Below are 11806 nucleotides of genomic sequence, written 5' to 3'. Positions count from 1 at the left end.
GTGGCGACCTTCTCCACAGCCCGCTGATGGTTCGCGGTGCGGTCCTTGGCCTTGCGGCGCGGGAACCGGGACAGGGCTTGCTGTGCGGCTTCGAGTTTCGCGGCGGCCTTACGCCCGTGTCGCGGGTTGGGAACGAAGGCGCCGTCGGAGTCGGCGAGGAAGCTGGCGATGCCCAGGTCGATCCCGGCCACGGATCCGGTCGCGGGCAGCGGCTCGGGCTGTGCCTGCTCGGCGGTCAGCACGACGAACCACTTACGGCCCTCGCGCTTGACGCTGACGGTCTTGACCTTGCCGGTCACCGGCCGGTGCTGGTTGACCTTGACATGCCCGACGCCTTGGAGGCGGACGCGGGTGACCGGGTCGTGCGAGGTGGAGTCCCAGCGGCAGCCGTCGCCGTCCTTGGGGAACTCCACCGTGTCGAACCAGTTCACTCCGCGAAATCGCGGATAGCCGGGTGTGTCACCGGACGTGATGCGGCGGAAGAACGCGGCGAACGCCTTGTCCAGACGCCTGAGCGTCGCCTGCTGGCTGGAGAAGGACCAGCGGCCCTGACGCTCCGGGTCGAACGCCCGGATCTCCTTGAGCTGCGCGGACTGCACGCCGTACTTGACACTCGTCTTTGAGGCGTGCCGGTAGGCGTCGCGGCGTTCCTGCAACGCGCCGTTGTAGAGCGAGCAGTGATCGGCCAGCATTTCACGAAGGGCCTGGTCCTGACGAACGGTGGGCCGCAGAAGGAACTTGTACGCACGGATCACCCAGCCCGCCCCCTCCGGTTCGAGTCGGCCTCGACTTTATCATTGGTTCATGTCACCACGCTGGGAACCAAATCCCGATGTGCGGCGCGGCCGTCACGTCGTTTACCACCTGCACGCACACTTGGTGTTTGTCACCAAGTACCGGAGGAATGTCTTCAACGACGCCATGCTGACGCGCTGCGAAGAGATCATGCGGAAGGTGTGCGAGGACTTCGAGGCCGACCTGATCGAGTTCAACGGCGAAGAGGACCACGTGCACCTGCTGGTGCACTACCCGCCGAAGGTTGCCCTGTCGAACCTCGTCAACAGCCTCAAGGGCGTGTCATCGCGCCGGTTGCGGCAGGAGTTCACCGGCCGGGTGAACCGGGCGATCATGCACGGCCGGTTCTGGTCCGGCTCCTACTTCGCCGGCTCATGCGGTGGAGCGCCGCTCCATGTGGTCAAGGACTACATCGAGAACCAGAAGCGGCCGGACTGAGCACGGGCCGCCGACGAAGCATTCCGGAACGATGCTGTGGCGCTTCGCGCCGCAGAGCTCAGGATCGGATTCCCTCCCCGCCTGAAGGCGGGGATCCCCTCCGAAGAAGAGGGATGGAACTCCCGCGTCGAGGCCGGCGAAGACGGCGGCCAGGCGCACCCCGGCGGGATGGGACGGTTCCAGGACGGAGGCGGCCAACACCGCCCCGTCTTCGGGATCGAGCCGGGCGATGCCTGTCAGAATCTCGGCGCGTACGGCGGGTTCGGGTTCCTCGTCCCAGCGCGTGCGGAGGGCGGGAAGCGCGAGCGTGGCCGCGCGCGTGTGGGACACCGTCCAGGCCGCGGTGCGGCGGACCTCCGGGTCCGGGGAGGCCAGCAAGGGCAGCAGGGACGGGAGTTGGCCCGCAACGGCCGCCCGGACGGCACCTGTTGCCACGCCCCACTCGTCCTGGCTCTCGGCCAAGGCGCCGAGCAGTGCCAGGAGGTCCGCCGTACGATGGCCGGCCACCGCGATCCCGGCCAGGAACGGCACCGCCTCCGCACTGGCCGCGTAGACAGTCCCCTGGTGCAGAACGTTCCCGTAGAGCTCCGACAACGCCTCATCCGCCTCGTCCGAGTCGGCGCCGGCCAGAGCCCGGAGTAGATCGGGAACGTCCTCCGCGCTCCCGTAAGCGTGGGAGAGGGAGGACCAGGCGCGTGCGTCCAGGCCGTCGAGCGGGTGTACGAGATCCATGCGCATCATCGTGTCAGCCACCTCTGACAATGCGCGGCCACCCGTGTCGTCGGCCCAGGCCAACGAGGACCCTCATGGACCTGGCATGTGCTCAGACCTTGGGGGCGTTGTCGAGCGGCCAGCCAATCGGCGTCCAGGGCGCCGGGGCCGCCTTCGCCCCCCCCGGGCCAACACCCCGACCGAGTACTCGATTTGACTCATTCTCCAGAACTGAGGCCTCAGCGACCGCTGTTACCGCTCGGCAGTCATGCCTTGCCCTGGGCGACCACGCCGACAGCTCGGCATGGGCCGGGCTCACGAACCCTGGTGTCCGCACTTCCCCGTTGACCTGCTCCGGGCAGGGGGCACGCGAAACGCATCGACTTCGAAGGGCAACTTTCAGCGAGTACGGAGAGTCGTACGTGCCATGATCATGGCACGTACACGACGCAGCATGGGGTTACCGCCAACTGTCGTTAGGGGTGCAGGCATCGGGGGTCTGATCCTCGCCGCTACAGTCGGCTGGAGCGGCCTTCTGCTGGTCGTACGGGGGTGGGTGTCACCTGGTTGGGCGGTGGGCGCGGCTCTGTTGGTCGCCGGGCCCCGAGAGCCGATCACCGCCGGGCCTACGGTGGACCATCAGGGGCGAGAACTCGACAGCCGTCTCTCACCTCCGCAGAGCCGGACGATGCGGCAGATGCCGGAAAGCCGACCATGGCCTTGCGGCACACAGTGACGATCAGAGTGGCCGGGACATGTTCCCGAATCAACGACAACTGGAGGGACGAATGGAGAGCCGTCGGCTGCGTGGTGGTCTCGGAACCTTGGTGGGGTCAGCTCTCACTGTGTTCACGGCTGTGCTTCTGGGCAGTGCGTTGAACGCCTGTGACGCAGGAGTGAACAACTCGGCCAACAGCATCTTCCTGCTCTTTCTCTTCATCCCCTGCCTCTGGACCGTTCTGCTCCTCAGCTGGGTGGCAGTCGGGGTCCTCTTCGGAAACCGCCCTCCCCTCCACGCTTTCGCCCTCGCGATGACGCTCATCGCCCTGTGCTGGTGCGCGTTCTCCCTCTTCTGGAGCGGTGCCACCTACAGCTGTCCCAGCGGCGTTCCCTCGTGGTGGCCAGGGTTCCTTCCCGTTCCCGGGTTCTGAGAGAGCGGTGCCGTCGGAGCCCAGAGACCGACGGCGGATCCGCGGTACGCCATCCCCATCTGGCGATCACTCGATGCCCCTCACGACGGCCCTCTCTCTCGACAGATTTCCGGCGCGCAGGCATACTCCAGCAGCGTTTCACTATCTGGCCTGGTCAGAGGCATTTCCGGGAATGAAGGACTCAGTCCTCCGCACTGCCCCCTACGCGGAGTCCGCCATCGGTCTCTTGCCGAAGTAGACCCAGACGAGGGCGGCAAAAACCGAACCGTGGAACAGGATGAGCAGCCACACCAGCTTCGGCAGGAAGCGGATCCGGTCCGCGGGGGTGTTGACGCAGTCCACCAAAATCCACAGCGAGATGGCAGCGCAGATGGCGATCAGCACGAGGGCCGGATCGATCATGTCCAGCATCCGTTTTCTCCTTGCTCCGACCTGAGGGGCTCCGTCTCACAGCAGCCTTCACTGCCTCATCGGATGAGCCCCTCCGATCGGTTCACGAACGTGCGGAAGTTTTTCAGGGCACTCCGCCGGCCCTCAGCAGGGCGCACACATCGCACGGACGGCCGCACAGTTCGCCGCAGTCGATGACCAGGCCGAACCACGAGCGACGCCTTCTCCATCTCGGCGTGTTCGGCCGGCCTCGGCCTCAGTCCGGCCAAACGCGTGGGCGTACGTGGCGGCGTGGGCGTACGTGGCGAACGACACCGCCAAGTGGATCACTGAAGAGCTACGCCGCCTACTCTGCCGTGCGCAGGGTGCGCCGCCCCTGAGACCCTTCACGAGGGCGCCAGGGGCATGCCCGTAAGGCGGCCCGAGTCAGCCGTCCCCCCGTAGTCTCCACCCGACCTTGTTCGCTCTGCCCTGGCCTGCCCTCGACGTACGCAACCGCGTCGAACACCGTCGGCCCAAGGCCTGTCAGTGATCGTCAGTGGTACCTCTCACCCTGGCCGTACGGACCGGAAGCGCCAGCAGCCCGCGGGATCGCATCGACGGCCGCCATCGCAGTTCACTCGGTGAGACACCGAGGGCCAGGTCGGGGAACCGGCCGAAGAGCGTCGCCAAGGCGATCTCGGTCTCCATCCGGGCCAGAGGAGCACCGAGGCAGTAGTGGATTCCGTGGCCGAGGGCGAGGTGGCCGCTGGTGTCGCGGTCGAGGTCGATGCGGTCCGGGTCGGTGAAGCGGCGCGGGTCCCGGTGAGCCCCCGCGAGGGACAACAGGACAGTTTCACCGGCGGGCACGGTCACGCCGCCGATCGTGATGTCCTCGGTGGGGAACCTGCGCACGGCCAGCGGGACCGGACCGTCGAAGCGGGCGAGTTCCTCCACGGCGGCGCTCAAGCGGCCGGGCTCCGCGCGGACCTCCGCCAGCTGATCGGGGTGTCGGAGCAAAGCCAGGATCGCGTTGCCGATGAGGTGAACCGTGTTCTCGTACCCGGCGACGAGGACGAGGAAGGCCAGGGACATCAACTCGTCCTCGGTCAGCCGGTCCTCCTCGTCGCGTACGGCGATCATCGCGGAGAGCAGGTCGTCGGCCGGGTTCTTTCGTTTGTCGGCGATGAGCTTCGTGAAGAACGACAGCATGCTGCCGACCGCTTCTCCGGCCAGGGCCGGCCGCGTCGGGTCGGGAGCCACGAGGATGTCGGTCCAGGCACGGAAGTCGAGCCGGTCGGCCTGGTCCACGCCGAGCAGGTCGCAGATCACCGTGATCGGCAGCGGAGCCGCGTACGAGACGATCAGGTCCACGCGTTCCTGGAGGGCGACAGCGTCCAGCAACTGATCGGCGGTGCGTTGGATCGGCTCGCGCAGCCGCTCGATCCGACGGGGCGTAAAGGCACGGGACACCAGACGCCTGATGCGGGTGTGGTCCGGGGGGTCCATGTTGAGCAGGTTCGCGTCGAGTGCCGGTGGTAAGGCCATGCCCCGGTAGCCGCCCGGTGTGGCGTTGTGTTTGTCCAGGGACAGCCGAGGGTCGGTCAGAGCCTGACGAACGTCTTCGTATCCGGTCACCAGCCAGGCGGGCAGCCCGTCCGTTCCGGTGATCCGATGGACAGGACCGGCTTCGCGGAACCGCGCGTACACGTCGTACGGTTCGGCGGCGAGTGCCGCATGGTCGACAAAAGCCTGCTGCGGAGGATTTGTGCTGGTCATCCTCCGACCCTACTCAAGGGCCTTGACCTGCGATGCCGGGTTCCTTCAGCCCTTGAGCGCGGGTTGCCCGAATGAGCCGAGGTGCGCGATCGCCACGAGATTTCACAGCCGACGGCGACATGCTCTCGCTCATTTTCCCTCGCTGCCCGACGAGTTGCGCAGGTCAGCCCTGGGCCACCCGGGCCTGGTTCTCGTCCGGCTGACGGTCCGGCCGCGTCGATCCCGCCGCGACGGCTGCCGCCTTCGAGCCGAAGTCTGACGCACTGCCGACGCGCAGACGGGAGTGCCGTCCGGGTGTCCTTTCCCGACTCGACGCTTCGCCGGTGGGACCGAGATGCCTCCGAGCGACACGCGTGAACTCTCGTGCCGTGGCCCCCTGGAAAGAAGCCACGGGCTGCTGTCGATCCGGCCACGTCCCGATCGACGTCCTGATGCGGGGCGTCTGCCCTGCGCGAATGCGACAGGACCTGACGAGGAACACACGTGGATCAGCTACTGAGGGTCATGAATTTCAACGTCTCAATTGACGGGATCGGTGCCGGTGAGCACCAGAGTCTCGAGAGCCCGTTCGGTCATGCCCATCCCGAGAGACTGTTCGCCTGGGCGGGCGCCACGGCGAGCTGGCCCATGCGCACCGACCCCGGAGGCAGCCGTGGTCTCGACGACTGCTTCACCCGGGACTTCGCACGCAACATCGGCGCCGAGATCATGGGACGCAACAAGTTCGGCCCCCAGCGCGGGCCCTGGGACGACCATGACTGGCGCGGCTGGTGGGGAGAGGAACCACCTTTTCACACCCCGGTGTTCGTCATGACCCACCATCGACGTCCGTCCATCACCCTGTCCGACACGACGTTTCACTTCGTCGACAAAAGCCCGATCGCCGTCCTCGAAGAAGCACGGGAAGCGGCGCAGGGCAAGGATGTCCGACTCGGCGGCGGAGTCACCACCATCCGGCAGTTCCTTGATGCCGACCTCGTCGACACCCTGCACGTAGCGGTCTCGCAGGTGAAACTCGGTGCTGGGATTCGGCTCTGGGAATCCCCCGATGAGCTGCTCGACCGGTTCCATCTCGAAGTCGTGCCCAGCACGAGTGGCGTTCTGCACCACCTGTTCTGGCGAAGGTGAAGCCAGGAGTCCGTGCGAACACCCGGGTCCCCCGTAGAGGTCAAACAGGTCTGCCGTGAGGCGGGATACGAGGTCCGCGACGTCCGGGCGCAGTACAGGTGTGGGTACGAACCACACCACCTACGATGAGTTTCGGTCACACATCTGTTGCGTGGCTGAAACTGGTGCAATGCTGAGGCGGTGGTGATCCTCTCGCCTCCCCCCAGCGGGAGGTCATCGCACCCGGCCCTGCCCGTGTGCCGTCGCCTGCGCGGGGCCAGGCCGTCCCTCCCGACCCTCCCCCCGGGAGGGCCGACGCCTGCAACGAACAGCGGGACCATCGGCCGTGGGTGGACCAACTTCCGCACCTCTGTGGACCTGGCCCGCGTCGGCCCGCCGCACATCACATGCGGCGGGCCCGTACGGCCGTGCCGCGCTGGAACGCACGCCGGCGAGCCCGCTCGGTCCCCGTCCGTCGCACCGTACAAAGCGACGGACGGGGGTGCGTGGTACGGGCCTCACCGACATGACACCAGCGAACGGCCGGCCAGTCGGTCACCTGTGCTGGAGGCCGAGCTGATTCGCGGCGGCGTCCACGGTCTGCGCGAGTAGGACGGCGATGGTCATCGGGCCCACGCCGCCGGGCACAGGAGTGATCAGACCCGCGCGGGCGAGGGCGGTGTCGTGGTCCACGTCACCGACATTGCCCGGGTTGTATCCGGCGTCGATCACGACTGCGCCGGGCTGGACGGGCGGGAGAGGCCCCGCACGAGCGACGCGGTGCCGAACCCGGCCCGTCATGCACGGGTGGGCGGCAGATCACCAGACCGTGCCGAAGAACCGCGTCCACCAAGTGGGCCGCGCTGCGAAGGGTTTCAGCGCGCTGGGGCCCAAGTAGTCGCTCTCCAGCAGTTCTTCGGGTACGTCCACGTAGCCCAGTTCGGCCAGGGCCTGCTCCACAGTGGCGAGGTCAGCGGGATCCAGCGCACCCTCCTCGCAGGCTTCGTCCGTACCGAGGAAGGCCCCCGGATTGTCGGCGCAGACCTCGGCGAGCGAGCCGAACTTGCTCACGCAGATCACGATCCGCGTCCCGCGGATCGTCGCATCCGCCGGCACCCAGACGCGCCCGTACCCACTGGAGTCCTGGGTGTCCCGCTCGGATTCGCATGGGGCGCCGAAATCCGCTTCGAGCCGGCGGACCAGCCCACCGAACGCTAGGCCCGTCGCGGCGCGGTCGTAGTGCAACGGCCGCTCCAGCCGTCCGGGGTCGTCGAGTTCGCGCAGGATGACCAGCAGCTTCGTCTCATCCATCGGCATCCGCCCATCCTCCCGTCCGACGGGCGGGAGTGGCAGAGCGGGCCGGCACCTGCGGCTGACACCGACGAGCACGAACAACGGCGGTCAGCGCTGGATCTCAGCGGAGGCTCTCGACTGAAGCGCGGGGCTGGTCGACCGGCTCCGGCAGCTTTCTCGTGATCGACTTGATAAGAATGAGTCCGCCATGCGGAACCGTTCAAGGGGGCGTCGAATGAAGCGACAAGGGGCCATCGCGATAGTGCTCATGGATGGTTCGGCGGCGGTGCAGGCCACGGACGCGTTCAGGCTGATCTACGCCGAAGCGTTCGCTGAGCCCCCTTACAACGAGACCGAGGAGGGCGTCGCTGCCGCCTTCCGTCGCTTCCCCGTGCAGGCTCGCAACCGCACCTTTCGGGCCGCTCTGGCCCATGCCGAGGACGGCGAGCCGATCGGCATGGCGTACGGCTGCTCGCTCAAGCCCGACACGGGGTGGTGGGACGAGCTGACCCACTCCGTGCCCGACGACGTGCGGCGCGAGGACGGGAAGCGCACCTTCGGACTCATGGAGCTCGCCGTGCGCGGATCATGGCGCGGGCAAGGCGTTGCACGGCGTCTGCACAGGACCCTGATCGACGGTATCGAAGCCGAGCGCGTGCTGTTGAACGTCCACCCGGCCAACAAGGTGGCCTCGACCGCCTATCGGGCGTGGGGGTATCGCAAGCTCGGTGAGGCGCAACCATCGGGCGAGGCCGCAGACCTCCATGACGTGATGTTGCTCGATCTCCGTCGCGTCGAGTCCTCGTAGGCCTGAAGGGCGGAAGCTGCCGCCACGTGCAGCCCGAGGTGGCCACGAAGATGATCGCTGCCAGACATTCACGGTCACCGGCCCGCCGTCTTCCGCCGCCTTGCGGGCGTATGACCTCCGTCGACGGGACCACCCGCCGGAAAGGCGTCCACAACTCGTCCGGCACCAACCGCTCCACCAGATCAGTCATGCACGGCTCAACGAGTGATCACGCCACTAGAACCGGCGTCCTGGCGGTTCTCGTACGGGCAGCCATGGGTCTCACCGTCGCGGGGGCCGGTGCCGGGGGCGGCCGGGGAGGTGGTCCGTCCGGTGCGGCCTCCGGGCGGGGCGGCCTGTCCGGAATTGCCGTTCTGGTGTCCCGGGGGCGCGGACCGGGACGGCCCGGGCGGCGGTACGAGCCCGAAGTGGGCCCAGGCGGCGGGCATCGCGACCCGTCCCCGGGGCGTCCGGGCCAGCAGCCCCTCCCGGACCAGGAAGGGCTCGGCGACCTCCTCCACCGTCTCCCGCTCCTCCCCCACGGCGACCGCGAGGGTGGACAGACCGACCGGTCCGCCACCGAACAGCTTCAGCAGGGCGTGCAGCACGGCCCGGTCCAAGCGGTCCAGGCCACGACCGTCGACCTCGTAGACCCCCAGGGCCGCGGACGCGATCTGGCGGGTGACCGCTCCGTCCGCGGTGACCTCGGCGTAGTCCCGCACCCGGCGCAGCAGCCGGTTGGCGATGCGGGGCGTACCGCGGGAGCGGCCGGCGATCTCGGCGGCGCCCGCGGGCTCGACCTCCACCTCCAGCAGCTGGGCGGAGCGGTGGACGACGCGCTCCAGTTCGGCCGGGTCGTAGAACTCCATGTGGGCGGTGAAGCCGAAGCGGTCGCGCAGCGGCGGCGGCAGGAGTCCCGCGCGCGTGGTGGCGCCGACGAGGGTGAACGGCGGCAGCTCGAGCGACATGGCGGTCGCGTCGAGGCCGGTGCCGACGACGACGTCGACGCGGAAGTCCTCCATCGCCAGGTAGAGCATCTCCTCGGCGGGCCGGGACATCCGGTGGATCTCGTCGAGGAAGAGGACCTCGCCCCCGGTGAGCGAGGCCAGGACCGCCGCCAGGTCCCCGGGGCGCTGGATGGCGGGGCCGGAGGTGATGCGCAGTGGGGCTCCCATCTCCGCGGCGATGATCATAGCCAGGGTGGTCTTGCCGAGCCCCGGGGCACCGGAGAGCAGCACGTGGTCGGCGGTGACGCTCCGCTGCCGCGCGGCCCTGAGGACGAGGTCGAGCTGTTCGCGGACCCGTGCTTGGCCGATGAACCCGTCCAGGTCCTTGGGGCGCAACGTCGCCTCGGTGACCCGGTCCTCGCCGTCGGCGGCGGCCGCGACCGGCCGGTGGACCGGCTCCGCCGCAGTGGGCCGGCCGACGGCGGTCCTGCCCGGGGTCGGCGTCTCGTCCCTAGGCGTGGCGGCGCCGGGGAACATGGTGCCGCCCCGGTTCACCGGCGTTCGCCTCGCGCCGGAGTGAGGGAGCGGCCGGCTGGTCTTCACGGCCCGGCCGGGGTGCCGTCGAGGAGGACGCGGGGGGCCGGACCGCTCGGGGCCGGCCCGGTGGAGCGCCGGCCGGCCGCGGCCGGGTCGAACGGCGCAGTGCCGGGTGCGGCCGCTCGGTTCGCCCTGTCCGCCCAGGGCTCCGCCGCCGGGGCCTCCGGCTTCGCCCCGATGCCCAGTTTCTCCCTGGTCTTCTTCTCGAGCTCGTCGGTGGGGTCGGGGTGGTCCCTGAGGAAGGCGCGGGCGTTCTCCTTGCCCTGGCCGAGCCGGTCGCCCTCGTACGTGTACCAGGTGCCGGACTTGCGGACGAGGCCTTGCTGGACGCCCAGGTCGATCAGCTCGCCCTCGCGGCTGATGCCCCGGCCGTAGAGGATGTCGAACTCGGCCTGCCTGAACGGCGGGGCGACCTTGTTCTTGGCCACCTTGACGCGGGTGCGGTTGCCCACCGGCTCGGTGCCGTCCTTGAGGGTCTCGATCCGGCGGATGTCCAGGCGGACCGAGGCGTAGAACTTCAGGGCGCGGCCACCGGTCGTGGTCTCCGGCGAGCCGAAGACCACGCCGATCTTCTCGCGCAGCTGGTTGATGAAGATCATCGTGGTTCCGGAGTGGCTCAGCGCGCCGGAGATCTTCCGAAGCGCCTGGCTCATCAGCCGGGCCTGCAGGCCGACGTGCGGGTCGCCCATCTCGCCCTCGATCTCCGCGCGCGGCACCAGCGCGGCGACGGAGTCGATGACGATGAGGCCCAGGGCGCCGGAGTGGATGAGGGTGTCGGCGATCTGCAGGGCCTGTTCGCCGTTGTCCGGCTGGCAGACCAGCAGGGTGTCGGTGTCGACGCCGAGCCGCTTGGCGTACTCGAGGTCGAGGCCGTACTCGGCGTCGATGAACGCCGCGGTCCTGCCTGCCTTCTGCGCGTTGGCCATGGCGTGCAGGGCCAGGGTCGTCTTGCCGGAGGACTCCGGGCCGTAGATCTCCACCACGCGGCCGCGCGGCAGGCCGCCGACGCCGAGGGCGAGATCCAGGGCGATCGAGCCGGTGGGGATGACCTCGACGGGGACCCCCGGCTCATCGCTCAGGCGCATCACCGAGCCCGCGCCGAACTGTTTTTCGATCTGGGCGAGGGCGAGTTCGAGCGCTTTCTCGCGGTTCTGTTCCTTCATGGGTCCGCCTCGGATGGGTGCGGTGTGTGGTCGCGGCCGGCGCACGGGTGCGCCGGCCCGTCAGAAGGGCTCCGTTTCCTTGTGGAGGGCATGCTGTCCGCTCTCGGCGGGGACCGGCCGCTCGTCGCCGCCGGGCCGGGTGAACGGGTCTTCGGTGGGAGGGCGGGGGCCGCCGTGGGAACCGGCGGGGCCGGCGGTGTGCGGGGGTTTGGTGATCGTCACGGCGGCGAACCGCAGCGACGGGCCGATCTCGTCGGCCTCCAGCTCGATGACGGTCCGCTTCTCGCCCTCCCGGGTCTCGTACGTCCGCTGGCGCAGCCGCCCCTGGACGATGACGCGGGTGCCGCGGGTCAGGGACTCGGCGGCGTGCTCCGCTTCCTGCCGCCAGACCGAGCAGCGCAGGAACAGCGTCTCGGCGTCCCGCCATTCGTTGCTCTGCCGGTCGAAGGTGCGGGGGGTGGACGCGACGGTGAAGTGCGCGACCGTGTCGCCGGACGGGGTGAGGCGCAGCTCGGGGTCGTCGGTCAGGTTGCCGACGACGGTGATGACGGTTTCACCGACCATGGCGGTTTTCCTCTCGTGCGACGGGTGGTCCTCACCCATGCCGGTTCGGGTTCGACGGGCAGCCTCGTACTGGTGGTGAGGGTGACCGGAGGGGAGGCTGCGCCG

Annotated in this window: 12 protein-coding genes and 2 pseudogenes; 4 read left to right on the top strand and 10 right to left on the bottom strand. The window is 68.9% G+C overall.

Translation table 11 applies throughout. The annotated features are described in order from the left end of the window. Positions 1 to 755, bottom strand: a 755-nt coding sequence (locus tag ACFYW7_RS36295) for an RNA-guided endonuclease InsQ/TnpB family protein (RefSeq protein WP_389510443.1), incomplete at its 3' end; no start/stop codon positions are given. 49 nt (positions 756 to 804) lie between these two features. Between ACFYW7_RS36295 and tnpA the strand changes: the two genes are divergently transcribed. Beyond that, positions 805 to 1233: an IS200/IS605 family transposase gene (gene tnpA / locus ACFYW7_RS36290; protein WP_389510441.1), complete on the top strand. Its 429-nt coding sequence runs from the start codon at positions 805 to 807 to the stop codon at positions 1231 to 1233. On the opposite strand, the gene ACFYW7_RS36285 is transcribed toward tnpA, so the two are convergent. After that, positions 1168 to 1965: a HEAT repeat domain-containing protein gene (locus ACFYW7_RS36285; RefSeq protein ID WP_389510439.1), complete on the bottom strand. Its 798-nt coding sequence runs from the start codon at positions 1963 to 1965 to the stop codon at positions 1168 to 1170. The genes tnpA and ACFYW7_RS36285 overlap by 66 nt on opposite strands. Positions 1966 to 2801: 836 nt before the next feature. Here ACFYW7_RS36285 and ACFYW7_RS36280 point away from each other — a divergent pair. Next, positions 2802 to 3095, top strand: a complete 294-nt coding sequence (locus tag ACFYW7_RS36280; RefSeq protein WP_389510437.1) for a hypothetical protein — start codon at positions 2802 to 2804, stop codon at positions 3093 to 3095. A 201-nt stretch (positions 3096 to 3296) separates the two neighbouring features. Here the strand turns inward: ACFYW7_RS36280 and ACFYW7_RS36275 are convergent, their stop codons facing one another. After that, positions 3297 to 3506 carry a hypothetical protein gene (locus tag ACFYW7_RS36275; protein ID WP_389510435.1) on the bottom strand — a complete coding sequence of 70 codons (210 nt, stop codon included), beginning with the start codon at positions 3504 to 3506 and terminating at the stop codon, positions 3297 to 3299. A gap of 504 nt (positions 3507 to 4010) precedes the next feature. Beyond that, positions 4011 to 5243, bottom strand: a complete 1233-nt coding sequence (locus tag ACFYW7_RS36270; protein ID WP_389510434.1) for a cytochrome P450 — start codon at positions 5241 to 5243, stop codon at positions 4011 to 4013. 483 nt (positions 5244 to 5726) lie between these two features. On the opposite strand from ACFYW7_RS36270, the gene ACFYW7_RS36265 reads away from it, so the two are divergent. Beyond that, a complete protein-coding gene (locus ACFYW7_RS36265) occupies positions 5727 to 6371 on the top strand; it encodes a dihydrofolate reductase family protein (protein WP_389510432.1) in 645 nt (214 codons plus the stop codon). Between the two features lie 534 nt (positions 6372 to 6905). On the opposite strand, the pseudogene ACFYW7_RS36260 reads toward ACFYW7_RS36265, so the two are convergent. Continuing rightward, positions 6906 to 7100 (bottom strand): annotated as a pseudogene (locus ACFYW7_RS36260) (bifunctional 5,10-methylene-tetrahydrofolate dehydrogenase/5,10-methylene-tetrahydrofolate cyclohydrolase); the annotation flags it as partial. Between the two features lie 69 nt (positions 7101 to 7169). Continuing rightward, a complete protein-coding gene (locus ACFYW7_RS36255; protein ID WP_389510430.1) occupies positions 7170 to 7661 on the bottom strand; it encodes a hypothetical protein in 492 nt (163 codons plus the stop codon). Between the two features lie 217 nt (positions 7662 to 7878). Here ACFYW7_RS36255 and ACFYW7_RS36250 point away from each other — a divergent pair, with 217 nt between their 5' ends. Then, a complete protein-coding gene (locus ACFYW7_RS36250; RefSeq protein ID WP_389510428.1) occupies positions 7879 to 8451 on the top strand; it encodes a GNAT family N-acetyltransferase in 573 nt (190 codons plus the stop codon). Between the two features lie 7 nt (positions 8452 to 8458). Here the strand turns inward: ACFYW7_RS36250 and ACFYW7_RS36245 are convergent. From ACFYW7_RS36245 to ACFYW7_RS36230, 4 genes and pseudogenes are all read right to left on the bottom strand, one after another. After that, positions 8459 to 8641, bottom strand: a pseudogene (locus ACFYW7_RS36245) (transposase); the annotation flags it as partial. Positions 8642 to 8648: 7 nt separating this feature from the next. Then, complete coding sequence (gene ruvB / locus ACFYW7_RS36240) at positions 8649 to 9932, bottom strand: Holliday junction branch migration DNA helicase RuvB (protein WP_389510426.1); 1284 nt, start codon at positions 9930 to 9932, stop codon at positions 8649 to 8651. A 44-nt stretch (positions 9933 to 9976) separates the two neighbouring features. Beyond that, the gene (gene recA / locus ACFYW7_RS36235; RefSeq protein ID WP_389510424.1) at positions 9977 to 11137 is read right to left on the bottom strand and encodes a recombinase RecA; all 1161 of its coding nucleotides are present in this window, start codon (positions 11135 to 11137) and stop codon (positions 9977 to 9979) included. A 60-nt stretch (positions 11138 to 11197) separates the two neighbouring features. Continuing rightward, positions 11198 to 11701, bottom strand: a complete 504-nt coding sequence (locus tag ACFYW7_RS36230; protein ID WP_389510422.1) for a single-stranded DNA-binding protein — start codon at positions 11699 to 11701, stop codon at positions 11198 to 11200. Positions 11702 to 11806 lie beyond the last annotated feature (105 nt).

Source organism: Streptomyces sp. NPDC002580, from assembly GCF_042889485.1.
Classification (GTDB): domain Bacteria; phylum Actinomycetota; class Actinomycetes; order Streptomycetales; family Streptomycetaceae; genus Streptomyces.
This window is presented reverse-complemented; position numbering and strand designations above follow the sequence as displayed.

Excerpts from the sequence above, each read along its gene's own strand:
- ACFYW7_RS36275 (WP_389510435.1), bottom strand. The coding sequence starts at position 3,506 with ATGCTGGACATGATCGATCCGGCCCTCGTGCTGATCGCCATCTGCGCT.
- ACFYW7_RS36270 (WP_389510434.1), bottom strand. The coding sequence starts at position 5,243 with ATGACCAGCACAAATCCTCCGCAGCAGGCTTTTGTCGACCATGCGGCA.
- ACFYW7_RS36250 (WP_389510428.1), top strand. The coding sequence starts at position 7,879 with ATGAAGCGACAAGGGGCCATCGCGATAGTGCTCATGGATGGTTCGGCG.
- recA (WP_389510424.1), bottom strand. The coding sequence starts at position 11,137 with ATGAAGGAACAGAACCGCGAGAAAGCGCTCGAACTCGCCCTCGCCCAG.
- ACFYW7_RS36285 (WP_389510439.1), bottom strand. The coding sequence starts at position 1,965 with ATGGATCTCGTACACCCGCTCGACGGCCTGGACGCACGCGCCTGGTCC.
- ACFYW7_RS36230 (WP_389510422.1), bottom strand. The coding sequence starts at position 11,701 with ATGGTCGGTGAAACCGTCATCACCGTCGTCGGCAACCTGACCGACGAC.
- tnpA (WP_389510441.1), top strand. The coding sequence starts at position 805 with ATGTCACCACGCTGGGAACCAAATCCCGATGTGCGGCGCGGCCGTCAC.
- ACFYW7_RS36255 (WP_389510430.1), bottom strand. The coding sequence starts at position 7,661 with ATGGATGAGACGAAGCTGCTGGTCATCCTGCGCGAACTCGACGACCCC.